General features: G+C 51.1%; 20 protein-coding genes and 1 riboswitch. Of the genes, 15 read left to right on the top strand and 5 right to left on the bottom strand.

What is annotated here, in order from left to right:
* Positions 1–700: 700 nt before the first annotated feature.
* Positions 701–1,942, bottom strand: coding sequence for an MDR family MFS transporter (locus HQN87_RS19880; RefSeq protein WP_173136930.1), 1,242 nt, complete (start codon positions 1,940–1,942; stop codon positions 701–703).
* A gap of 143 nt (positions 1,943–2,085) precedes the next feature.
* On the opposite strand from HQN87_RS19880, the gene HQN87_RS19885 reads away from it, so the two are divergent.
* Together HQN87_RS19885 and HQN87_RS19890 are read left to right on the top strand one after the other, a co-directional pair.
* The gene (locus tag HQN87_RS19885) at positions 2,086–3,870 is read left to right on the top strand and encodes an ABC transporter substrate-binding protein (protein ID WP_173136932.1); all 1,785 of its coding nucleotides are present in this window, start codon (positions 2,086–2,088) and stop codon (positions 3,868–3,870) included.
* A 143-nt stretch (positions 3,871–4,013) separates the two neighbouring features.
* Positions 4,014–5,000 (top strand): cation diffusion facilitator family transporter, encoded by a 987-nt coding sequence (locus HQN87_RS19890; protein ID WP_173136934.1) that lies wholly within the window; start codon positions 4,014–4,016, stop codon positions 4,998–5,000.
* A gap of 107 nt (positions 5,001–5,107) precedes the next feature.
* Here the strand turns inward: HQN87_RS19890 and HQN87_RS19895 are convergent, their stop codons facing one another.
* Positions 5,108–5,281: a hypothetical protein gene (locus tag HQN87_RS19895; protein WP_173136936.1), complete on the bottom strand. Its 174-nt coding sequence runs from the start codon at positions 5,279–5,281 to the stop codon at positions 5,108–5,110.
* Positions 5,282–5,419: 138 nt separating this feature from the next.
* Between HQN87_RS19895 and HQN87_RS19900 the strand changes: the two genes are divergently transcribed.
* Both HQN87_RS19900 and HQN87_RS19905 read left to right on the top strand, forming a co-directional pair.
* Positions 5,420–5,725 carry a hypothetical protein gene (locus HQN87_RS19900; RefSeq protein WP_173136938.1) on the top strand — a complete coding sequence of 102 codons (306 nt, stop codon included), beginning with the start codon at positions 5,420–5,422 and terminating at the stop codon, positions 5,723–5,725.
* A gap of 544 nt (positions 5,726–6,269) precedes the next feature.
* Positions 6,270–7,490, top strand: a complete 1,221-nt coding sequence (locus HQN87_RS19905) for an aminotransferase class I/II-fold pyridoxal phosphate-dependent enzyme (protein WP_173136940.1) — start codon at positions 6,270–6,272, stop codon at positions 7,488–7,490.
* A 262-nt stretch (positions 7,491–7,752) separates the two neighbouring features.
* Here the strand turns inward: HQN87_RS19905 and HQN87_RS19910 are convergent, their stop codons facing one another.
* Both HQN87_RS19910 and HQN87_RS19915 read right to left on the bottom strand, forming a co-directional pair.
* Positions 7,753–9,081, bottom strand: coding sequence for an outer membrane protein assembly factor BamB family protein (locus HQN87_RS19910; RefSeq protein WP_173136942.1), 1,329 nt, complete (start codon positions 9,079–9,081; stop codon positions 7,753–7,755).
* A gap of 237 nt (positions 9,082–9,318) precedes the next feature.
* Positions 9,319–10,269, bottom strand: a complete 951-nt coding sequence (locus HQN87_RS19915) for an alpha/beta hydrolase (protein WP_173136944.1) — start codon at positions 10,267–10,269, stop codon at positions 9,319–9,321.
* A gap of 304 nt (positions 10,270–10,573) precedes the next feature.
* Between HQN87_RS19915 and HQN87_RS19920 the strand changes: the two genes are divergently transcribed.
* Positions 10,574–11,503 carry a tyrosine-type recombinase/integrase gene (locus HQN87_RS19920; RefSeq protein WP_173136946.1) on the top strand — a complete coding sequence of 310 codons (930 nt, stop codon included), beginning with the start codon at positions 10,574–10,576 and terminating at the stop codon, positions 11,501–11,503.
* 216 nt (positions 11,504–11,719) lie between these two features.
* Here HQN87_RS19920 and HQN87_RS19925 read toward each other — a convergent pair whose 3' ends face one another.
* On the bottom strand, positions 11,720–12,643 hold the full coding sequence (locus HQN87_RS19925) for an L-lactate dehydrogenase (RefSeq protein WP_173136948.1): 924 nt from the start codon (positions 12,641–12,643) through the stop codon (positions 11,720–11,722).
* A 173-nt stretch (positions 12,644–12,816) separates the two neighbouring features.
* On the opposite strand from HQN87_RS19925, the gene bcaP reads away from it, so the two are divergent.
* From bcaP to HQN87_RS19975, 10 genes are all read left to right on the top strand, one after another.
* Positions 12,817–14,202 (top strand): branched-chain amino acid transporter BcaP, encoded by a 1,386-nt coding sequence (gene bcaP / locus HQN87_RS19930; RefSeq protein ID WP_173136950.1) that lies wholly within the window; start codon positions 12,817–12,819, stop codon positions 14,200–14,202.
* A gap of 76 nt (positions 14,203–14,278) precedes the next feature.
* Positions 14,279–15,517, top strand: a complete 1,239-nt coding sequence (locus HQN87_RS19935) for a WD40/YVTN/BNR-like repeat-containing protein (protein WP_173136951.1) — start codon at positions 14,279–14,281, stop codon at positions 15,515–15,517.
* Between the two features lie 547 nt (positions 15,518–16,064).
* Positions 16,065–16,241 (top strand): hypothetical protein, encoded by a 177-nt coding sequence (locus tag HQN87_RS19940; RefSeq protein WP_173136952.1) that lies wholly within the window; start codon positions 16,065–16,067, stop codon positions 16,239–16,241.
* Positions 16,242–16,442: 201 nt separating this feature from the next.
* Positions 16,443–16,832, top strand: coding sequence for a DUF2500 domain-containing protein (locus HQN87_RS19945; RefSeq protein ID WP_173136953.1), 390 nt, complete (start codon positions 16,443–16,445; stop codon positions 16,830–16,832).
* A 213-nt stretch (positions 16,833–17,045) separates the two neighbouring features.
* Positions 17,046–17,468: a cell wall hydrolase gene (locus HQN87_RS19950; RefSeq protein ID WP_211719903.1), complete on the top strand. Its 423-nt coding sequence runs from the start codon at positions 17,046–17,048 to the stop codon at positions 17,466–17,468.
* Between the two features lie 158 nt (positions 17,469–17,626).
* The gene (gene gerQ, locus HQN87_RS19955; protein ID WP_246553746.1) at positions 17,627–18,028 is read left to right on the top strand and encodes a spore coat protein GerQ; all 402 of its coding nucleotides are present in this window, start codon (positions 17,627–17,629) and stop codon (positions 18,026–18,028) included.
* A 316-nt stretch (positions 18,029–18,344) separates the two neighbouring features.
* The gene (locus HQN87_RS19960; RefSeq protein ID WP_173136957.1) at positions 18,345–19,661 is read left to right on the top strand and encodes a hemolysin family protein; all 1,317 of its coding nucleotides are present in this window, start codon (positions 18,345–18,347) and stop codon (positions 19,659–19,661) included.
* 115 nt (positions 19,662–19,776) lie between these two features.
* Positions 19,777–21,732, top strand: coding sequence for an ATP-binding protein (locus HQN87_RS19965; RefSeq protein ID WP_173136959.1), 1,956 nt, complete (start codon positions 19,777–19,779; stop codon positions 21,730–21,732).
* 92 nt (positions 21,733–21,824) lie between these two features.
* On the top strand, positions 21,825–22,580 hold the full coding sequence (locus HQN87_RS19970) for a DsbA family protein (protein WP_173136961.1): 756 nt from the start codon (positions 21,825–21,827) through the stop codon (positions 22,578–22,580).
* Positions 22,577–23,011, top strand: a complete 435-nt coding sequence (locus HQN87_RS19975) for a disulfide oxidoreductase (protein WP_173136963.1) — start codon at positions 22,577–22,579, stop codon at positions 23,009–23,011. The genes HQN87_RS19970 and HQN87_RS19975 overlap by 4 nt, the downstream gene beginning before the upstream one ends.
* Positions 23,012–23,236: 225 nt before the next feature.
* Positions 23,237–23,395, top strand: a riboswitch (cyclic di-AMP (ydaO/yuaA leader).
* Positions 23,396–23,455 lie beyond the last annotated feature (60 nt).

The following is a 23,455-nucleotide window of genomic DNA, read 5'->3' on the forward strand; positions in this document are numbered from 1 at the left end:
CCTATCCAATAGTCTCCCCTTTTTCAAAAAAAACGAAACGTAATTTTGGGGCGGTGGGTCTTTTTTTGTCAAAATCCAGTCTGCGGCGCATTTTCCGATACTTTTATTTTCGTATTAAACCGAACACAATTGGAATGGGTACGCCACGTAAGCCAAATGTAATCGAAAAACCGAACACAATTGGACTGGGAGTGCCACGTAGGCCGAATGTAATCGAAAAACCGAACACAATTTGAATGGGTACGCCACGTAAGCTAAATGTAATCGAAAAACCGAACACAATTGGACTGGACGCGCCACGTAGGTCAAATGTAATCGAAAAACCGAACACAATGGGACCGGGAGCGCTACGTAAGCCAAATATAATCGAAAAACCGAATACATTGGGCTGGTGCGAGGTACATGGTTCAAATGTAATCTAAAAACCGAATACAACGGGCTGATGCGACGATAGGCGCTAACTCTATTTGGCTCCAGCTGAAATTATGGGATGACTGAAGCTAATAGGTTACGTCAGCCATCAGCTGCACAGGTAGTATAAAATGTATAACCAAAGTTAGTTAACATAATTAATATTATGTTAACTAACACACGCGGATAAATTCTAACATCAGCAATAACATCAGCAACGGCAAAAACATCACCATCGCCAAAAAATCCCCAAACCCAGCTCCTTCGCTTGGTTTGGGGATTTTAAATTTCAAAGGCTAAGATTACGCTGTTCACTCGCTTCGGCAAGCTCCCGGATACGGAGCCTTTTGTGCGCTGTAATCAGGAAAGGCAGGCCAAGTGCGGTAGTCAGCGCCAGCGGAACGAACACTGCAGGTCCATTCACAGCCCCGAACTGATCCAGCAGCAGGCCCCCAAGAATAGGTGCCATAACACTGCCCAGATTATTGAAGCCGATGGTGCCGAAATAGGTGCCTTTCCACTCCGGCTTGGCAATCCGGTCGATCAGCATATCCATCATCGTGAAGAGCAGAACCTCACCGATTGTGAATATCACCACGCTGAACATCAAGAGAGCGACCCCGCCGGACAGACCGAACAGCAGCAGACTGAGCGCAACGCAGATATTGCCCAGGATCAGCGGAATAATCGGCGGGAATTTGCTGGCTGTCCGTACGATCGGATACTGCACCACCAGGACCGTTACCGCATTCAGCGACAGCATGTAGGAGAAGATCTGACTGCCATTGCTGAAATGGGTATTCATCGCCAGATACTGGGCCAGGGTCGAACTGAAGTGGCCGTAACCGAGCACACAGAAGATCGTCCCGAGCAGCACAGGCAGGAATACCTTGTCGCGTCCGGTGGTAGCAAGTGCTTCGAGCAGCTTCGGCGTCCGGACTTCCCCATGAACCGGCAGGCTGGTACGGTGTACAGAGAATTGCAGGAACAGGACAAGTCCATAGGCGATATAGACGATTCCGGCGATCATGAACGGGAAGGTCGATTTGGCCGAACCGAGCTGCAGGCCGATAATAGGCCCAAAGACCACACCCAGGTTCACCGCTGCATACCGCAGATTGAAGACCAGCAGCTTGTGCTCCGGCGGGGTAATATCCGACAATAACGCCCGTGAGGTCGGTTCAAATACGGCGCGGCATAGCCCATTGAGCGTATTTACGAGGAAAAAGACCCATAAATGCTGTGCCGCAGCGAATCCGAAGAATACACAAGCCCAGCCGAACACGGAGACCAGCATTACGATCCGCCGCCCGATGATATCGGAAATATAGCCGCCATAGAAGCTGACCATTACCCCGGCCAGCGAGCTGACAGCTACTGTGAATCCCGTCTGGGTGGCGGAAGCGCCAAGAACCTGCGTCAGATAGATGGATAGAAAAGGAATGCTCATGGAAGTGACCAGCCGGCCAAACATCGTTCCGATGATGATGGTCCAGGCCAGAGGATGAATGTGGCGCAGATGTTGTTTCATACGAATCCGTCGTCTCCTAGTCAGATGTTTTGAATTTGTGAATGCTTCTTGTGACTTTATTAAGTATAATTGTACAGATAAAAGGGGGAAGTAAAAGTGTAAGGATTTCATCTGACTTTTCACCTTTAAAGGAGCATGGATATATGGACACCAGCAGCACGCATTATCTCTGTTTGGCCGCAGCGTTGGCCCCGGCCTCTAACCTCCAGCAGCCGATTCCGGTAACGATTGAGCAGTTGACCGGCATCTTGTGCTGCACGCCGCGTAACGTGAAGTTTATCCTGCGGAAGCTGGAGGAACAGCATTTCATTACCTGGGTACCCGGCAGAGGGAGAGGACACCGCTCGCTGTTGACCTTTTCACGCCATGTGGATGAGGTACTGGAAGAGAGCTTTCAGGAGCTGGTCAGCAAAGGCCGGATTAAGCCTGCCATTGACCTGATAGGCCAATATCAAGTGAATGAGCCGCTTAAAGAACGCCTGCTGGCGGTTCTCGACAAGCAAATGGGCTTCTGGAGTGAACCGGGGTCCACATCCGGGCAGGAGGTGCTGCGGATTTCCCGTAACCGTTCGATGGAGAAGCTCGACCCGGCTATCGTGTATACGGCTTTTGAAACTTATCTGCTGGGTCATATTTGCAGCACCTTAATCACCTATGATGCTGAAGCAGGAGTATTCCTGCCGGGCCTCGCCCACACCTGGGAGGTGAATGAGAGCAGTACGAGCTATCTGTTCTATTTGCGCAAGGGGGTGAGGTTCCACCACGGACGAATGATGACTTCACGGGACGTCCAAGGAACCTTACAGCGCCTGAATGATCTTGCCAGCCCGGTGATCGGCCATTTCAAGGATATCTGTCATGTCGAGCTGGAAAGTGATTACCGTATCCGCTTTGATCTGGTGCAGCCCAATCTCTTCTTTCTGCATCTGTTCAGCTCGATTTATATGTCGATTCTACCCTTTGATGTGGATTTCACCCAGCATCCGGTGGGCACAGGGCCGTACCAGGTGCTGAATCTGAGTAAAGATGAGCTGGTACTCGGGGCCTATGACCTCTATTACGGCATCCGCCCGCTGCTCGACCGGGTCGAAATCTGGTATCTGCCTCATTTGGCGTCGAGTGTACGTCAATATCAGCTTACGGATGCCAGTACAAGCCCTGGTAACACGCCGATAACAGAAGAGGATCAGAGCCATAGTATTGATTATCCGGCTGTCGGCTGCCGCTATATTCTGTTTAATTTCCAAAGAGAAGGCGTGCATCATCATCCGGCTGTCCGTCAGGCTTTGCGGATACTATATCATCCGCCTGCTATGATCCGGGAGCTTGGGGGCAACCGGATTATGCCGGCCAGCAGCTTCCTGCCCTGGTGGAGCAGCCGGCATCCATTCCCGGAGGGGCTGCCGCAGGAGGCACAGGCGCTGCTCCAGGCGGCCGGTTACAAGGGAGAGGTGCTGAAGCTTGCCTTCCGGGTCCAAAAAGAGGATCAAGAGGAAGCCCTATGGCTGCAGGAACGCTGCCGGAGGATTGGCCTACAGCTTGAACTGTATGCTTTTACCGACTATGATCGCCCGGATATTATGAGTCACGCAGATTTGCTGATCGCTGAGGAAGTACTGGAGGATGACTGGCAGTGGGGGATGATCAATTATTTCCGCAATGAATCGAACTATCTGCATGGTCTGCTGCAGGATAGTCAGAAGTTGACGCTGACATGGTTGCTGGAGCCGTTCGCCCGGCTGGCTGCTGAGGAGAGGGCGGCGCTGCTGGATCTGGGCGAAAGTAAGCTGCGTGATAATTGCTGGGTACTGTACGGCTGCCATCTGAACAAAAAAGCGCAACTGAGCCAGAACCTGCTCGGACTCCAGCCCGGCTCCTTCGGATTTCTGGATATCTCCAAGCTATGGGTGAAATCGGGGTTTCAGTAATTCCACCGCCAGCACACTGCAAGCTGATAGAAATTCGCCGCACGGGGTATATAGAAACATAGACCACGGCGGAAGCCGTACGAAATCAGCTACGGAGGCGTTTGCCGGATTTCGGTATATGAGCTTAAGGAGGCTGCCGGAGAATGGAGCAGACAAGCGAGAGTATAAGAAGTTTGATTAAAAAAGGTAATAAATCCTCAGGATCGGCGGCGATTGGCAATACAGGGATTGCTATTGTCAAGGGAATCGCTTTTGCCCTGACAGGGAGCGGGTCCATGTTCGCCACGATGATGCATTCCATTGCCGATGCCGTCAATCAGATGTTTGTGTTCACAGGCAGTGTGCTGGCTGAGAAAAAACCGACCAGGCGTTTCCCCGACGGATTCGGACGGGTGATTAACCTGTTCTGTATGGTGGCTGTAATTGTGGTTACTATTATGGCGTATGAGACCATGCATGAAGGCTTCCACCTGCTGAGACACCCGGCAACCGATTCGCAAGGGTACTGGATTAATGTGCTTGTCCTTGTATTATCCATCGCGGCTGACGGATTTGTCTGGGTGAAGGCAATGAATGAGGTGCTGCACGAATCGCGGGTAGAGGCCAGGGGATTACGGAAATTCACGGCATCGCTGAAAAATGTGAAAAGAGCCGCCCCGCCTACCCGGCTTGTCTACTACGAGGATCTGGTTGCAACCAGCGGCGGACTGCTTGCTATGATTGCCATTCTGGTCACCGCTTTTACAAACTTCAAGCTGCTGGATGGGGTGAGCAGTATTCTGATTGCGTTCATGATGATCGGCGTAGCCTTCCGGGTCGGGTACGACAATATGGTCGGATTGATCGGTGTGGCAGCACCGCCGGAGATTGAAGAGCGGGTAGCACGAATTATTCTGGACGACCCGTGGGTGACGGATATTTATCAGATGCGGATTCTGCAGGAAGGGCGTTATTATCATGTGGAGGGTCTGATCGAGCTGAAACGGGGATTGACGCTGGCGGATGCCGACGATATTAAGTTCAAGGTAAGGGACAAGCTGCTTGCCGACCCGCATATATCCGATGTAACGCTAGGTATTCTTGAAGATAACGGTATTCAGGACTGGGTGCCGCAGCATGATCTGCAATGAGCCTGAATCCAAGGCTGCGCATTCAAAAGAGAGTAGATTGTGAAACGGCTGCTGCCCCGCTTGGGACTGGCAAGCCGTTTCTTTGTGCTGGAGGAGCTGTGATTAACTCACACCGCCGCCTGCTGCTTGCCGTCACATTTCTTGCAGACCGTCAGCTTTTCGCCTGCCGGACCTTTGCCGAGATACAATAGCTTGATCCGTGTGCTCCCGCAGATCGGGCAGGTGCCCCTTGCTTTGGCTGGAGTGTTCCAGAGTGCTTTGCCGCGCTTGTTCTTGGACATGAGCGTTCCCACCTTTGTGATGTATACCCCTATCCTATGCCTAGAGAGGGGCAGCGGTTCCCTCTGAATTTGTTAATTTACTCCATTGTATTAATCTGGTAGACTGATTTTATATAATAATGATTTGGAGGAAATCTAGTGGTAAAAGCATTGAAATGGATCGCTTACATAACTATTGCTGCTGCCTTTATTGGGGGTATTGTGGCAGGTAACATTTTCGGACCCGAGCCAGAATTTTCATATGATGATAAGGGCTTCGCCTGGGGACTCATGATAATGACCTGGGTAGCCGGGGGAATCTCCAGCATTTTCGTTTTGGGATTCGCAGCCTTACTTCAGCACATTGAATACATGTCTGAACGGCTTTACAATATGGAAGAGTTAATGCGGCGGCAGAAGGAAGTAACCGAACATGGGTTTTCCCAGTTCTCTCAATCTTCATGAATCCATATAAATGCCTTGCCTGGTATGGTCCGGGCAGGGCATTTTACTATTTGGGTAGCTCTGTTTGGAGATAATCGCAAATAGGGCAATGAAGCAAGCCGCCGGATGCTATGGATAGTGGAGAAAGTAGAAGCAGTTGGATTTTCTCCACTTGCTGAGGAACAAATGAACCCCGGTAGAACAGCAAGTGGATAAACAACACTTAAATAATCGCATTTCACCCCAAGCAGCTGAAACCACCCGTAGTAGTTGGAGTTTTTCCACTTGCTTACCCGTAATCCTCCGAAATCCACAAACTAAGATACATTATTCGACTTGCTTGTTGCACCAGTGTAGCCGGCGTTCCCGGTGTCCCGTTATCCCCTGGCGTCAGGATAATACGAATTTCAGTCCTCAAAACACCCCAAAAAAACAGCGTATAACATAAATTATACGCTGTTTCAGTTCTGATGGATTTTTATATGAGTTCTCGCACTAGTGATTGGCTTAAATAGAGCAATTTTAGTAGAATAATAATACAAAAAACTAATGTGGAGGTATTCCGTTGATACATAACAGCAAGCAGCATAAATGGAGATCGGATAAGCTGTCTCATCTGGGATCATCCATCTTCGCCGAGGTAGCGGCGTGGAAGTCGGAAGCGCGTCAATCCGGAATTGAGGTGATTGATCTTGGAATTGGCAGTCCGGACCGGGCGCCTCTGCCCGAGATCCGTCAGGCTTTGAGTGAAGCAGTGCTTCGGGAGAATAGCTATTCCTATCCCTCCTCCAAGGGAAGTACGGCCTTCCGCAATCAGGCGGCGGGATGGATGAAGTGGCGGTTCGGCGTAGATGTTGACCCGGAGGACGAAATTGTGTCCTTGATGGGTTCACAGGATGGATTGGCGCATCTGGCACTCGCTGTCTGTAATCCCGGTGATCTGGCGATTGTACCGGACCCCGGCTATCCGATCTATTCGGGGGCACTTGCTATAGCCGGTGTTAGAGCCTGGCCGTTGCCCCTGCTTGAGGAGCATTCGTTCCGGCCTGATCTGGAGAGCATTCCTGAAGAGGTATGGCGTGAAGCTTCATTTATACTGCTCGGTTTTCCTGGCAATCCGATCTCGGTTACCGTGGACCTGGCTTATATGGAGAGAGTCGTAGAACTGGCCCGCAAATGGGATGTGCTGGTCGTACATGACCTGGCCTATTCAGAGATGGGGTTCGACGGCTACCGGCCGATCAGTATTCTCCAGGTACCCGGCGCACTGGATACGGCCGTTGAATTTCATTCCTTCTCCAAAAGCTTCAACATGGCCGGATGCCGCATCGGCTTCATGACGGGCAACGCCCAGGCCGTCGGGGCGCTGCGGGAACTTAAGAGCAATGTGGACTACGGCGTTTTCGAGCCGATTCAGGAGGCGGCGGTTATTGCGCTGGAACGGGCGATGGCCTCAGGGCCGGATCAGGGAGTGGCCGCTCTGTATGAACGGCGGCGCAATGTGCTGGTAGAAGCCCTGGCCCGTGAAGGCTGGAAGGTTCCTTTACCGGCAGCAACCATGTTTATCTGGGCGAAGCTGCCGGAAACCTATGGTTCTGCGGGAGCAGGCGGAAGATCGCGAAGTTTCGCCCGTGACCTGCTGCTGTCAAGCGGAGTAGCGGTTATACCGGGAGATGCTTTTGGCAATCAAGGAGAAGGTTATGTACGGATAGCGCTGGTAGAGGATGAAGTGCGGCTTCTGGAAGCCGCCCGTAGAATCGGGGAGTTCCTGCGTACGAACACCTAGGCTATAGAAGAAGTACTAAAGAAATTAACGAAAAGCAAAAGAGAAGCGGAGGGGGAATTTGGAACTGTAGGAGCGGTAGCGACCGCCTGAAAGCTTTCCGTAGGAAAGCTAGCTTCGGAAGCATTAGCAGTCACCGGATTTCATCCGCGAAGAGCGGATGAAATCAAGAAATCTGGTGACAACAGCGGCCGGAAGTCCAAATGTTCACCGCAGCGACGACCAAGCTTAGAGTTCAAAACTTAAGTACGTCTTGTATAGGCGATTATTGATATTCTTCAGGCAGGGGAACGGCTATTATGCGGTGTTCCATTGGAATCAGTGCCGTTCCGTTCACGATAGTAATCCTGCCGAAGCTGGGCGATGTGGCCCCGCTCTTGATCATTCCCAGCAATGCGCCAGTATCGGAATGGTTAACCGAGATCGTACCGTTTCTGTAAATGGCGAATACGGCGTGCCCGGCGCGCTGCAGATGTTCAACCGGTTCAGCGGCGTGATCGAACGCAACCACACTGTCGTCTGCAAGCTTGACACCGCTAATTAGCGTCTCATGCTGAAAGAAGGCCATTCCATCCGCAGGGCCGGACAGCCATTTGCCGTAGCTCGCATAGCTTTTGACGGTTGCTTCGGTATCCGCTCCCCGTGTTAAGCGCGTAAGGACAGGTTCACCTTGCTCGGGGATTCTGTCAACCGAATAGATATAGGAATTCTGGAAAGTAGTCGCATAGCTGCCCATGTTGGAGGTGTCTTTGAGCAGGTTATAATTTTCCTTGTCCGAAAGCTTCCCTGTAGTAGGGTTCAACTTCACCAGGGTCAACTGATATCCCGGCACAGCTTCAGTAGTATTGCCCTTTACGGCTGCGGCCTGCTCCCGCAATACTAATTGTCCTTGTTCAGAAGCCACATAGTTGTACAGACCTTCAGTTCTCCAGAGACGTTTGCCGGTGAACGGATCCAGACCGAAGAATTGCGTGCGGATATTATCGACGGTGCTGGAAACTACGAGCGCACCGGGATATTCACCATAAATGGAGCCGGCGTACATAGGGATATCCTTGTTGACCCACAGCCTTTTACCGGTAACGGGGTTATAAGCTGCTACACCGCCGCTCTCATTGGCAAAATAGATCATACCATTGATCAGACGGGCTTGTCCGCCAACCTCCATCGGGTGCTCTGATACCTTAACCTTCCAGATCAGCTTGCCGGTGGCGGCGGATAATTTGACCAGCTGTTCTTGATTGTCGATGAAAAATATGGAGTTAGCTGTGACGATCTCGGGATGCGCACCCTGTTTGTAAGACCACTGAGTTTTGCCGGTAGCTATATTTTTGGCATAAAGCGTATTCTTGTGTGAGTAGTAGAGGATTCCGTTGATAACCGGCAGCTTGCTGGCATACATCCCGGCGCCATCCGTAGATACTTGCCACTTCAGCGGAAGCAGTTGAGCAGCGGAGGGTGCAGTGGTTGAAGGTGAAAGGGAGGCTGCTGCGTGAGCTGTACCAGACATGAAGTTTGGTGAAGAGACAGGGCTGGATGCGGCCAGCAGCGAAAGTGTGAGTAAGCTGGTGAAGATAGGTTTGACGGACAACAATAGATTCAGCTCCTTGTAGTAGGTTGTTCTGATTATTAAGACGCCTGCGCGCGGGAATGGTTGCTAAATTAAGGAAGACAATAATGTAACCATTGCGAAAATAAAAGTTAACATAATAATTATTATGTTAACTAAGTAGTGCCCTGCCCTAACCATGAAGCGAACAAGCCCGCTCGGAGATTCCTCCAGAACGGGCTTGCTTCCATTTCATTAATATAGTGATCTCACAAGAGGACTTTATTGCTTAAGCCAGGCCGTTGCCAGCAGCAAGGCTCCTTTATTGGCATGGGTATCCGCCAAGGCGTTAAGCATCACGAAGTCGTGGATGATGCCCTGGAACCGCACTGCCGTAACAGGCACTCCCGCTTCGCGAAGCTTGTCCGCATAAGCCTCACCTTCATCCCGCAGTACATCGGCTTCTCCGGTGATGATCAGGGCTTCCGGCAGACCGCTTAGCTGCTCCAGACTGGCCCGCAGCGGTGAAGCGGTAATCTGGGCGCGCTGATCAGGATCGGTAGTATATTGATCCCAGAACCACTTCATCCCGTCCCGCTGCAGGAAATATCCTTCAGCGAACTGGTGATAGGATTCTGTATCGAAGGACGCATCGGTTACCGGATAGAAAAGCAACTGTTTGGAAATGGCCGGACCGCTGCGTTCCTTGGCCATCAGGGTAATGGCAGCAGTCATGTTGCCGCCGACACTGTCTCCGGCAACTATAAGCCTGGACGCATCGAGCCCGTATGTGGCGCCTTCCCCGGCGATCCATTCCAGAACCGCGTAAATTTCTTCAATGGCGGTTGGGTACTTGGCTTCCGGGGACAGGCTGTATTCCGGAAATACAACGGCATATCCAGTACCTGCTGTCAGCTCGCGGATTAGGCGGTCGTGGGTGTGGCTGTTGCCGAATACCCACCCGGCTCCATGAATATAGAGAATGACCGGGAGAGAAGTACCGGAAGTGCCCACCGGCCGGACAATACGAACCTTCACTTCGCCGCCGGGACCGCCTGGGACGGTCAGATCCTGAAGATCTGCTTCGGGCTTCTCAATGTCGCCGGACTGGACGGTATTCACCGTTTCCCGGCCCTTTTCCGGACCGAGGTCGGGCAGAAAGGGAGGCTTGGCATTATCATCAGCAAATTTCTGGGCTGCGGGTTCGAGAACAATTTTCTTGTTATCTGGCATAGGTTACAGTCTCCTTCTTCTATCTGAGTTAGGTCAAGCTCTCCTTCATCCATAACCACCTGACACTTTTCTGAAACTTAAGAGCGAATGGTTCGCCCGGTTACAGCGCCTTCCGGGAATTCTATACCGGTTCTTGTATTTGATTATAGAGTATCAGATAATAGATCCATTGGAAAAACGGAATTATCGAATAGTATCTATGGTGTATTTCCTGATCCGAATCTGGAAATCTGGAGTATCGAAGCGATTAAGCAGAGAAACATGCTGCGCAGTGGAGAGCATCCGAAGCGGAGGGATACAGAGCATGAACGAGCTGGAATCATTTTACGAAGAAGAACTCGATGCCTTTCTCATCTGGATGAAGGACGCCGGGTATACAGCATACACCCAGAAATCGTACCTGGCCGATGTGCGGGAATTCCTGTCCAGCCTGAAGGGCAGAGAACTCGCTAGTGTCAAAAAGCTGCATGTGGTCTCCTACCTGACCTCGGTCCGGGAACGTGGGGTCAGCGATGCTACCCGTAACCGCAAGCATGCTTCGGTGAACTGTCTGTTCAAGGCATTGTCGGAGCTGGAGCTGCTCACAATCAACCCGGCTGCAGGCATCAAGAAATCCAAAACCGAAAAAAACCGTGAGCCGGTCTATCTGGATGAACAGGATCTGCAGCGGTTTTTGTCTGCGGTAGACGGCAAATACAGAAGCCGCAATCTGGCGGTCTTCTTGCTGATGTCTTACATGGGACTGCGGGTAGGGGAAGTACACACACTGAATCTCAGTGATTATAATGTAGACAGGCGTTCCCTCCGGGTCTTCGGCAAAGGCCGCAAGTGGCGTAACATTCCGGTTCCGGAGGATATTGCTCCTTATCTTGACCAGGCGCTGAAGGACCGGCTGGCCCCGTGGCGCAGCAAGGAAGAGGCCATGTTCATCTCACAAAAAGGCCGTAGGTTATCGATTCGCGGAATTCAAGGGATCGCTGCGGATACCTTCAGCCGTTTCCAGAGTGAAGTGCCTTCGTCCCAGCAACGGGCGTATTCCAGCCATAAGCTGCGGCACTCTTTTGCCACCATGCTGCTGCGCAAGGGAGCGGATCTGCGGACCGTACAGGAGCTGCTGGGCCATTCTTCCATTCAGACGACTACGGTATATACGCATATTACCAGCCGGGAGAAGGAAGAAGCGATGTCCAGACTGCAAATCAGCAGCCCTGATAAGCTGACCGGAAGTCTGTAATCAACTGTCCAGTATACTTCGCACTTCAACTATGAACTTTTGTTCAAAATATCACACATAAACGACATGAAATGTGCGATTTTATAATGACAACTCCGCTATGTCTTGCTAACATGATATTTAGCCCGTTAACGCGTCTTCGCGGTTTGTGTGTAATGGCAATGCGAAATAGCCGCCAATCCTCAGGGATTGGCGGCTGGCTTGTTCTGTCCGGAATTATAGCTCCAGCTTGGAGATTTCACCCTTGAGCTTGTCAGCGGATTGCTGGAACAAGCTCTGTTCTTCTTCGCTGAGCGGAAGATCCAGGACTTCACGTACACCGGAGCGGTCCACAACACATGGCGCGCCGAGGAACACATCGGAGACACCATTATAGTTGTTCAGCAAGGTGGATACATTAAGAACGGAACCTTCATTGTTCAGGATAGAGGAGACAATGCGGTCCAGGGCCAGAGCAATGGCATAGGATGTTGATCCTTTGGCGTCAATGATCTCGTAAGCGGCGTTCTTCGTGTCCTCGAAGATTTCTTTGCGTTCGGCTTCATCGAAGCCCAGATCAATCCCCGCAACATTGGAGAGACTCCAGACCGGCAACTCGGAATCGCCATGCTCCCCGATGATCTGTCCATGGATGCTGCGCGGGTCAATTTCCTTGTGCTTGCCGATCAGGTAACGGAAACGGGCACTGTCCAGCACGGTTCCTGAACCGATAACGCGTCTGCGGTCGAAGCCGCTGATCTTCAGGGTGGCATATGACAGGATATCGACCGGGTTGGTGGCAATCAGCAGGATGGCATGATGATTGTATTTCGTGATTTTTTGGATGATATCTTTGAAGATCGAGATGTTCTTGCGAAGCAGGTCGATCCGGGTTTCTCCGGGTTTCTGAGAGGCACCGGCTGTGACTATAATGATGTCGGCATCGCGGCAATCCTCATAGGTACCGGCCCATAGCTTCACGCCCCCGACAAAGGGCATGCCATGGTTCATGTCCAGCGCTTCACCCAGCGCCTTCTGATGGTTCACATCGATCAGTACAAGCTCAGGCATACGCTTACGCAGCAGCAGGGTATAGGCTGTAGTGGTTCCGACTGCGCCGGTACCGATCACCACAACACGATTGGGCTTAAATGGGGCCATTGTTAAATCTCCTCCAGCAATTGTATTTTGAAATTTCGTCCAATCTTATCCATCATAATCTCTAGGGATAGTGTTTTCAAGCTGTCCGCTTTTAATCCATTACCCCAAAAGGGACAAGTTAACAAAGCTTTTCGTATTATCCACTTAACCACTTGACAGGAGCGAACTGAAGTATGGATTTATTTCGCAAAAAACCGCTGGCCATTCCCCAGAATGCCGGAGCGGAGAAGCTTAGCAAAACACTGGGCGCACTCGATTTGACTATGCTCGGTGTAGGTGCCATAATCGGCACCGGGATCTTTGTAATGACGGGAGTGGCTGCTGCTGAGCATGCCGGCCCGGGCCTTGTCCTTTCCTTCATCATAGCGGGGATTGCCTGTGTGCTGTCCGCTTTGTGTTATTCTGAATTCGCATCTACCCTGCCTGTGTCCGGCAGCGCCTACGCCTACAGCTATGTGGCATTTGGCGAATTACTCGCCTGGGTGCTCGGCTGGGACCTTGTCCTGGAATACGGGGTTGCCGCAGCAGCGGTAAGCAGCGGGTGGTCCGGTTATTTCCAGGGCCTGCTGGAAGGCTTCGGGATACATTTGCCCACAGCTTTGTCTGGAGCGTATAATGCGGATAAGGGAACGTTCATTAATCTGCCTGCTGTCATCATTATTCTGCTGATCTCCTATCTGCTGACACGCGGGGTTAAGGAGACCGCCCGCTTCAACGCAGTGATGGTTGCCATTAAGCTCTCCGTGGTGCTCCTGTTTATTATCACAGGCATATTCTATGTGAAGCCCGAGAATTGGACTCCATTCCTGCCGTTTGGGATTCATGGCGTGATGAATGGCGCGGCCACTGTATTTTTTGCCTATATCGGCTTTGATGCTATCTCGACGGCCGCAGAAGAGGTGAAGCGTCCCCAGCGTGACCTCCCCATCGGGATTATCTCATCGCTAGCTATTTGTACAGTCCTCTATATCGCGGTTTCCCTGGTCCTGACTGGCATTGTGCCTTATCAGAGCCTGAATGTCACTGATCCGGTGTCCTTTGCTCTGCGTTTTGTTGGCCAGAATATGGTTGCCGGACTGATCTCCATCGGGGCTATTGCAGGGATGACTACCGTGCTGCTGGTCATGCTGTTCGGCCAGACCCGGCTGCTGTTCGCCATCTCGCGTGACGGGCTGCTGCCGCAGAGCTTGTCCAAGGTCAGCCCCAAGACGCATACACCGGTTCGCAGTACCTGGATGGTAGGCAGCCTTATTGCCGTGCTTACCGGCTTTGTCCCACTGGACCGGCTGGCTAACCTGACCAGTATCGGTACCTTATTTGCCTTCCTGGTTGTATCACTCGGTGTGATTATGCTTCGCCGTACGAAGACAGATCTCAGAAGAGGCTTCCGTGTTCCTTGGGTTCCTCTGGTTCCAATCCTAAGTGCGGCGGCCTGTGGTTACTTGATGTATAATCTCGGAACAGAAACCTGGATCGGCTTCGCAATCTGGGTTGCGATAGGACTGGTAATCTACGCCCTGTACGGATACAAGCGAAGTAATTTGAATACGAAGAAATAATAACGGAAGAGGAGAGAGGGCATTGTCATCCCAAGCTTCAGGTTCCAAGGTTCTAAGAATGGCATTGATGCTTCTTATGACACTGTTAGTGCTCTCGGCATGCTCATCCGCCCCTCCGCCGGAGCCGACCCGTCCCCCTCAGCCAACGGAAGCGCCGGAAGAGGGGCAGATGATCACGGTCATCACTCCGGATAACAAGAATGTCGATACCGAAAGCGTGCCGAAATACCAGATTCAGACCCGGCTGACGGATTTCAGGCTGCTGAACTCTTCAGCAGGACTGGCCTGGGGAGTTACAAGAAACGAACTGCGTATGTATATGACGCTGGATAATGGAAAGACCTGGGTGAATATCTCGCCTGCTACGAATGTGCAGTTTCTGAATAACCCGGTATACGGCAAGGAGATTTTCTTCACCGATCCCGGACACGGCTGGATTATACGAAGCTCGTTCGGCTCAACCGAGACCGTGGTGCTGCGCACAACGGATGGGGGACACAGCTGGCAAATCTCTGCTTTTCCGGATTCCAACAATCTGTCCGCCATCTATTTCAGCTCACCCTCGCATGGCTGGCTGATGACCAAATGGGATGCCAGTGCGACGAAGGAGAGCAAAGCCCTGTATGCTACTAAGGATGGCGGAGCGACCTGGAGTCTGGTTATGCAGAATGAGCAGTATAATCCGAATCTGCCGAGCACTTCGATTCCGCATGCCGGGGTCACGACCGGGATGATCTTTAATGACGAGAGACATGGTTTTGTTACGCTGCAGACGGGAGCCCTGCCCAAGATCTTTATGACGAGGGACGGGGGGGCGACCTGGGTATCCGGTTCTGAATTCCTGGTCAATGACAGCTTTGTGGGCTGTGACCGGGTGGTGACGGGTGTGCCTGAATTCTTCGGCGAGAATGCTAGTGGAGGATGGATGCCGGTAGGCTGTCAGAAGGAAAAGGAAGGCAGCATGATCTACAACGGCTATTTTACCGCTAACGGGGGAGAGAACTGGAAGTTTAGCGGGTTCGGCCGGCCGGCGTTGTCCGGGATGAACCGGCATATTGCTCCTGACTTTCTGAACTCTAAGGTGGGATGGTCACTGGAAGGTGATCTGATCTATAAGACGGTTGATCAGGGACTGACCTGGACCGCGCTTCCGGCCAGCAGTGTGCTGCAGTCCAAGCTTCTGGAATATCCTGAGGTAGTGAAGCTGCAATTCATCTCCAGCGATGTAGGCTGGCTGCTGATCGCGAAGGAGGAGGACCGCAAATCCATCCTGCTGCAGACGACTAACGGCGGCGTGAGCTGGCGTGTAATGTAGTAAGCTTAGGGGTTGTCCGTTAACGGGCAGCCTCTTTTGACGCTCCTAAAGTGCCCAAATTCACCTCCGCCAACTTTTCCCTGCTCCACTTGCTGATGAATGAATAAACACAGCTACAACCGTAGTTGGAAAAACAACACTTAAATTCGTCCATTCCACCCGTAATAGCGAAACGAACGATATTAGATGCTGTTTTTCCACTTGCTCTGGTCTATCCCTATGAAATGGGCAAATTAAGCTACCTTTTTCCACTTGCTTGCTACCTGGGAGGGCGGTACCCTCCCCGAGCCCTGGGAGCGGCGGCGTGAGCTGGAGTGTAATGTAATATGTGTAATGTAATATGTGTAATGTAATACGTGTAATGTAATATGAAGGGGCTGTCCGGTTAACAGGCAACCCCTTTAATATAAGGAAAAATCTTATTTAAAATTTTCTTTAAAAATGTGAAAAAAATCACATGACAAATTTTAAATCCTGTGATATATTTAACACATAGAGAACAAGTTACTTTTTTCACAAACTTTCACCCCGAATAGGAGAGATTAAAATGACAACTTTTGAAACGGATTATATGACTAGAAACCTGCTGCAATTGTGCTACAACTGTGATGACGCTCACCTGTGTGAAACCGAAGAACAATGCAGAGCCTGCTGGGCAGAGAACGGAATGCTGCCGGAAGAAAGCAATGAAACCAGACAATTGTTAGATCTCGTACATGCTTAAGGTGATCGCCTCGCGGGTATTAATGAAGGCCATTTAGCTTCCTGGTAAGACCGGGTTCTGAATGGTCTTTTTGCTGTGCACCGCTTGGGAATACAGAGAGAAGCTTCTCCCGGTGCTGTCTTGCAGACAAGAGGCATATACATGTAGAGAAGCCTGTAACAGCAGGTAAGCTAACTACTTGGGAATAAGGGGGAAGAGACAATGGGAAGTGATCCATCCTGGATGTTCGATTTTACAGGAACGGTATTGCCGGTCTTTGTCGCTCTGATCGTGGGGATCATCGCTGTATCAGCTGGCAGAGGACTGCTTCAGTGGAGCCGGAACAACAACGCCCCCCTGCAGTCCATTCCCGCCCGTATCGTGAGCAAGCGCACAGAAATGCGCCAGCAGTCTCAGGAGGATAATCTCTCCAGCCGGACCAGCACAACCTACTATCTGACCTATGAAGCTGAGGATGGGGTGCGGCGGGAGTTCAAGGTGGAAGGTCATGAATACGGTATGAGTGCGGAGGGGGATAGAGGCGTGCTAACCTACCAGGGCACACGGTATCATGGCTTTCAGCGGCGTCCTCATTACTCCACGGCGGAGTAGCCGGAGGGTATTCTTATCATAGAAAGTTACGTTTCCCCCTCGTTCCTTCACAGGAGCAAGGGGGTTTTTGGTTTGAAAAAACTTGGGCGCAGACTGTCACCTCTTGGGCGAATGCACATACAATACAGCGAGCAGCTAAAGAACAACGGAGATTTGAGCAGGGCGGCATGGCTGTCGTCACTGTCCATGAAATGAATGCAAGGAGGAGAACGCGTGGCTGTCATCAAAACAAACTCGGAGGACGTAAGGGTACTTGCGCGGCTGATGCGGGCAGAGGCTGAAGAGGACGGGGAGTCAGGTATGCTGATGGTCGGCAATGTCGGCGTGAACCGGATTCTTGGCAATTGCCTGGATTTCAACAACATCCGCAGTGTGAATGACATGGTGTACCAGAGCCCCGGAGGCTTTGAAGCGCCGCAGAAGGGATATTTCTATCAGCGGGCACGGGAAGCCGATATCCGGCTGGCGAAACGTGCCATTAATGGAGAAAGAACCTGGCCTGCCTCGAATGCGCTCTGGTTCTTCCGGCCTGTCGGAGACTGTCCGGCGAACTGGTACAATCAGCAGAATACCGGCCGTTACAAAGCCCACTGCTTCTTCACTCCGACACAGGCAGATTGTCCGGCAGTATTCTAGGCAAGAAAGAGATGGTTAGTACACTTTTAGGAGGTAATCCGTACATGATCGTTCAACCGTACCGCCCAGTTCCTTATATGATGGGCAGCAACCCCGCAGGCAGCATGAACAATATGGATAACATGAGCAATATGAACAACATGAATAACATGAACAATATGGGACACATCGGAAATATGGGGCAAATGGGCCAGATGGGCAAAATGGGAGCCATGCCGCCCCAGGTGAGCAGCGGCAGCCCCATGATGCCTGGCGGAATGGTAGTCTCTACCGCTGCACCTGTGTTTGAGCAGTCCTATATTGAGAATATTTTCCGGCTGAATCTTGGTAAGGTAGGTACCTTCTACTTCACTTATGAGAACAACAAAGACTGGAATGCCAAAGTCTATACAGGCGTGCTTGAAGCTGCCGGCCGTGACCACCTGATCATCAGTGACCGGGCTACAGGACAGCGGGTAGTGCTGCTGATGGTTAACTTCGATTATGCAACCTTTGAAGAGCCGCTTGTCTATCAATATCCGGGAGTTATCGGGAATCCGCTGGGTGTACGTAACTGCTGATAAGCTTTTCTGACCATTTATCCATAGATTAACCCAAAAACGGCTGTCCCCCTTTGTTTAAAGGCGGTCAGCCGTTTCTTTTGCTGCCTTCCTTACATATGCTGTATTTTTCGAGGGGACACGCATGGTTGCTGTTTCACCTAATATATTTATATAATGAAAGTATTATTTATAATTCGTGATTCATTACAGGAGATGAGGGCATTGGGGAGTTGATACGCAAGGAAGCACCTGGCGTTATCCAGTCTGACATTTTGAGCAAACGAAGGAGGTGGGCCTATCCATCCGTACAGGTTACGGTGGATAGGAGTATAAATTGAGCGACCCTTTACCCGGTATATTACATGTAGGACTTATTATTTTGCTTGTGCTGCTTAACGGTTTCTTTGTTTCGGTTGAGTATGCGATGGTGAAGGTGCGCAGCGGGCGCATTGAGTCACTGATTGAAGAAGGCAGTAAGAGAGCGTTAGCTGCAAGAAAAATCGTCCATAATCTGGATGGCTTCCTGTCCGCGTGTCAGCTTGGGGTTACCCTTGCTTCACTCGCACTGGGCTGGCTGGGTGAACCGGCCGTGGCCACGATTGTGGGGCCGCTGATTATGAAGCTGGGCTTTGGCGAGACCTCGGTGTTTGTCATCTCTCTGATTATAGCGTTTATGTTCATCACCGTTCTGCACATCGTACTTGGTGAGCTTGCGCCTAAGACCATTGCTGTGAATAAGGCAGAGGCTGTACTTCTGTTAACCGCGGGACCGATGAACGTGTTCTACCGGATTATGTTTCCTTTCATCTGGGTAGTGAACGGGCTGGCCCGGGGGCTGCTGCGTATCTTCCGTCTGGCACCGGCTTCCGAGCTGGCGACTGCGCATACGGAGGAAGAAATACGCATTCTGATGCAGGAGAGCAACAAAAGCGGTCTGATTGACAACACGGAAATGACGCTGGTCGATAATATTTTTGGATTTGCCGACACGATGGCCCGGGAGATTATGATTCCGCGTACAGAAATGATATGTCTGAACACCCATCTGGAGACGGAAGAGAATCTTGAGATTGCCTTCGACGGGATGAGAACCCGTTATCCGGTCTGTGAAGGAGACAAGGACCATATTCTTGGCTTCATTCATATTAAGGATATGATCCGGGACAATGCTCCGAAATATAATGAATTGATCCGTCCCATCCTGACTGTACCGGAATCCATTCAGATCAGCGCCCTCCTGAAGGTCATGCAGCGTGCCAAGACGCAAATCGCCATTCTAATTGATGAATATGGCGGTACCTCGGGTATGGTTACGCTGGAGGATATTATGGAGGAGATTGTCGGCGAGATTCAGGATGAGTTCGACGAGGAGCGCCCCGGCATTGAGCAGCTGGGAGAGGATGAGTTCTCGGTGGATGGACTGATGCTGATTGAAGAGATCAACGACAAGCTTGGCATCCATATGGAAACCGATGATTACGATACGATAGGCGGATGGCTGTATTCCAAGCTTGAAGTCAACCCGCCGCAAAAAGGCCAGACGATTGAGTTTGACAATCATTTATTTGTCGTAGAAGAAACAGACAACAAGCGGATTTCGCGGATCAAGCTGCTGAAGCTGCAGTTTTTGACAGAGGAAGCCGGAGCATAAGCTGCATAATTTACACTAAGCACGGCGCTATTATGGCGCTGTGCTTTTTTTGCATGCCCAAATGTGGCGATCCTCCGATTCGGGGGGAATGGGGGCGGGTAAGGAGTGTAAATAGATGAAATATATCCGATTCAAGAAAGGGGCGGGAGCGTTGGAGCATCCTCATAACACTTACAATGATCTGCTTGTCCTCTTATCGGTTGCGATAGCTTTTTTGTCCTGCTTCACAGCACTGGATCTCACAGAACGGCTGCTCCGCAGCCAGCGGGGCCCGCGTTATATATTATTAATCTCCCTGGTACTCGGTACCGGAATGTGGAGTATGCATTTCATCGGGATGCGCGCAATGGATATGGGCGTTCCGGTGTCGTATGATCTGCTGCTGCTGGCGTTCTCTCTGATCATTCCTGTGGCAGCTTCTTATATGCTGTTAGTGATGCTTAATAACCAGCGTACCCGCAGCAGGATTTATCTGGGGCTGGGCGGCCTGTTGTTCAGCAGCGGCATTCTGATTATGCATTTCAGCGGCATTCTGTCGATGAAGCTTACAGCAAGCTATGAACAAGGCGCTTTTTCCATGATTCTGTCGGTAATGTTCGCCTTGATCGTCCCTGTTATTACCGCATCCTACGATCCCAAGTGGCTGGAGAAGGACTACAATATGTTCAGCTTCAAAAAACTGCTGCTTGTCATCACCTTGACCGGCGCATTCACAGGCATCCATTATGCCGCCATGGCGGGTGCTTCCTTCCCTATGGTTGAGCCGTCCAATGCTACCCGGCGAATGCTCTTCCTGAATGATTCTGTGCTGGGGCTGCTCCTGGCCGGATCATTCTTGTTCATTGTGTCGATCGTTCTTGCCCTGCTGTACAGGGACCGGCAGCGGGTACTCCAGGCGGCTGCCTTCAATGAGCAGCGGTATACTGCCTTATTCGAGCATAGTCCGGATATGGTGATGTGCATTGATCCGGCCCGCAAGAAGATCATCAGTGTGAACCCTTCCCTGCGGAACACAACCGGATACGGCACAGAAGAGCTGGGGAATTATAAAGCGATACTGTACAGTGAGCGGGATGAAGCAGCCGTCAGGGATGCCGTACTCCGCGCCTCGCGGGGCCAATCCTCCAAGCTGGAGCTTAAGGTCCGGACCAAAGGCGGCGAGCAGCTTATCTGCAGCGTCACCGTGTTTCCTTTGCAGCATCATACGGAACAGCTGGTCTATATCGTAGCCGAGGATGTCACTACCCTGATGAAGTTTCAATATGAGCTGATGGAGGCGCGGGACGCTGCTGAGAGTGCAGTCACGATGAAAAGCGAGTTCCTGGCTACCATGAGCCATGAAATCCGCACACCGCTGAATGGTATTATCGGGATCAATCAGCTATTGGCCGAGGAGATCAGCAATCCTGAACATCTGGAGTTGCTGCAGCTCCAGAGCACCAGCGGCCACGCGTTGCTGAAGGTCATGAGCGATATTCTCGATATCTCCCGTCTGGAGGCGGATAGCCTGGCCCTGACGAAGGATGATTTTCAGCTGAAGGCGCTGTTGCAGGGCTGCATGGATCTGTTCATGGTGAGCACTCAAGACAAGCCGTTATCGCTTGAGCTGGAGATGGAAGAGGGGCTTCCCGACAACTTCGCCGGAGACTCGCAGCGCCTTCGCCAGATTCTGATCAATCTGATTGGCAATGCCGTGAAATTCACTCCATCCGGCACGATAACCGTTAAGGTAGAGTCCTATGGCGTCAGAGAGAGCGCTCAGTCTCTGCAATTTATGGTGCGTGATACCGGGATTGGCATTTCACCGGATAAGCTGCAGCTGCTGTTTCAAACCTTCTCCCAAGTGGACGGGTCACATACCCGCAAATACCCCGGCACGGGTCTGGGGCTTGCGATCTGCAAGAAGCTGGTGGATTTGATGCAGGGAGAGATCTGGGCGGAGCCGGCAGAGGGGGGAGGCACCCAGTTTTTTTTCAGAATTAAGCTGCAGTCGCTGGAGCATTCACCGGAGCTGTTCTTCGGCAAAGAGAAAGAGGATGGGGGAGCGCAGAAGACGACGGAAGCTGTATAATACAGGTTTGCCAAAAAGAGAGCTTTGATTATATACTTTGAAAGTAACTATTCTTTTATCACGACAGTCCAGAGGACGGAAAGGAACTCTCTTTGAGCAAACCAAAAAAGAACAATGTCACGGTTCCCCAGATGAGCAAGCAGGAGAAGCGCAAGGCAGAGCTGGAGCAGCAGAAGCAGAAAACGAGAATTCTGATCGTGAGTACAGTGGCCATCGTCGTTATTATTTTTGTCGGATTATATCTGCTCGCCTCTAAGGACAGCTCAGCCCCGGGCTCCACGGCTGAACCGGTTAATTTCAATTACAGTGAGATGATACGCTTAGGCAAGGAAGATGCCCCGGTCAAAATTGTGGAATTCGGCGATTTCAAATGTCCGGCCTGCGCCCAGTTCACAGGGATCATGAAACCGCAGATCGTGCAGGAGTATGTGAATCAGGATAAAGCGGCCTTTTACTTTGTAAACTTAGCCTTCCTTGCTGCGGATTCCAAAACAGCCTCGCTTGCAGCACTTTCGGTCTATCATCAGAACCAGGAAGCCTTCTGGAAGTACTTCGATGCGATGTATGCCAACCAGGGGAATGAGGACAAAGAATGGGCAACACCGGACTACCTGGTAAGTCTCGCCAAGCAGTTAGAACTGCCGGTGGACTACGATCTGCTGCGCAAAGACATTGAAGACCGTACCTATGCAAGTGAACTGAACCGGGATATTCAGGTCGCAACCGACGCTGGAGTGACAACTACACCTACCGTGTTCGTGAATGGAGTCAAGGTGAAGGAGCCCTTCAATATGGAGGAGATTGATGCTCAGATCCAGGCAGCAACGGAAGCTGCGGCAGCCCAATGACAGCCTTCTCTGCCTTCTGCCGCCGCAACTGTCTCTACTTGGCCTGGTTTGTCTGTGTTATTGCTGTAGCGGGAAGCTTATATCTCAGTGAAGTTCTGGGGTATGAGCCCTGTAAGTTATGCTGGTTCCAGCGGATTTTCATGTACCCGCAGCTCTTCTTGCTTGGAATAGCCACCTACCGGGGGGACAAGCGTATTATCCCTTATGTTCTTCCCCTGAGTCTGATCGGCGGCAGCATCTCTATCTATCATTATGCAGAGCAGAAAATACCGGCACTCAGCAAGGTGCTCCCCTGTACAATCGGCGTGCCGTGCAACAAAGATTATCTGAATCTTTTCGGATTTATAACGATCCCTTTGCTTGCACTTATTGCGTTCACACTCATCGCCATTCTGCTATGGACAGGACGCAAAGAGGAGACTGTAGAGTAGAAGATGTCAGGCAGGCTGAAGCGGTGAACATTCCTTTAAATTAAGCGGAAATTAATGTTCAAAAAGACTGTAAAACCAAGCGATATAGGGATAATGAAAGAGAATGAAAGATCAAGACATACCGGATCATGGATTTGGTGGTTTTGGATGCTTTTCATTCTTTTTTCATTTGTTTCACCGCTTTACGGAAGCCGTATTGTAGCTTAATATTAGTCCTTGTGAGAAGTTGAATATGCGCTGAATTTTCCGGTAGGAAAAACGGGGGAACCAAACTTGGCCCAGTGCCAAAGGGGTGAATCGGAAGCGGGTCAGAAGACTCGTAACCGTAGGGCTACCACAGCCCGAATCCGCCAGCTAACCTCGTAAGCATTAGTGGGATAATGACCATGCACATCAAGGCATGCGGATCATTTCCGTATGCTTATTTTGGTGCCTGCATTTATG

Origin of the sequence: Paenibacillus tritici (assembly GCF_013204885.1) — a bacterium.
Classification (GTDB): Bacteria; Bacillota; Bacilli; order Paenibacillales; family Paenibacillaceae; genus Paenibacillus_AQ; species Paenibacillus_AQ tritici.

Excerpts from the sequence above, each read along its gene's own strand:
- HQN87_RS19880 (WP_173136930.1), bottom strand. The coding sequence starts at position 1,942 with ATGAAACAACATCTGCGCCACATTCATCCTCTGGCCTGGACCATCATC.
- HQN87_RS19885 (WP_173136932.1), top strand. The coding sequence starts at position 2,086 with ATGGACACCAGCAGCACGCATTATCTCTGTTTGGCCGCAGCGTTGGCC.
- HQN87_RS19890 (WP_173136934.1), top strand. The coding sequence starts at position 4,014 with ATGGAGCAGACAAGCGAGAGTATAAGAAGTTTGATTAAAAAAGGTAAT.
- HQN87_RS19895 (WP_173136936.1), bottom strand. The coding sequence starts at position 5,281 with ATGTCCAAGAACAAGCGCGGCAAAGCACTCTGGAACACTCCAGCCAAA.
- HQN87_RS19915 (WP_173136944.1), bottom strand. The coding sequence starts at position 10,269 with ATGCCAGATAACAAGAAAATTGTTCTCGAACCCGCAGCCCAGAAATTT.
- HQN87_RS19920 (WP_173136946.1), top strand. The coding sequence starts at position 10,574 with ATGAACGAGCTGGAATCATTTTACGAAGAAGAACTCGATGCCTTTCTC.
- HQN87_RS19925 (WP_173136948.1), bottom strand. The coding sequence starts at position 12,643 with ATGGCCCCATTTAAGCCCAATCGTGTTGTGGTGATCGGTACCGGCGCA.
- bcaP (WP_173136950.1), top strand. The coding sequence starts at position 12,817 with ATGGATTTATTTCGCAAAAAACCGCTGGCCATTCCCCAGAATGCCGGA.
- HQN87_RS19935 (WP_173136951.1), top strand. The coding sequence starts at position 14,279 with ATGACACTGTTAGTGCTCTCGGCATGCTCATCCGCCCCTCCGCCGGAG.
- HQN87_RS19940 (WP_173136952.1), top strand. The coding sequence starts at position 16,065 with ATGACAACTTTTGAAACGGATTATATGACTAGAAACCTGCTGCAATTG.
- HQN87_RS19945 (WP_173136953.1), top strand. The coding sequence starts at position 16,443 with ATGGGAAGTGATCCATCCTGGATGTTCGATTTTACAGGAACGGTATTG.
- gerQ (WP_246553746.1), top strand. The coding sequence starts at position 17,627 with ATGGGACACATCGGAAATATGGGGCAAATGGGCCAGATGGGCAAAATG.
- HQN87_RS19965 (WP_173136959.1), top strand. The coding sequence starts at position 19,777 with ATGAAATATATCCGATTCAAGAAAGGGGCGGGAGCGTTGGAGCATCCT.
- HQN87_RS19975 (WP_173136963.1), top strand. The coding sequence starts at position 22,577 with ATGACAGCCTTCTCTGCCTTCTGCCGCCGCAACTGTCTCTACTTGGCC.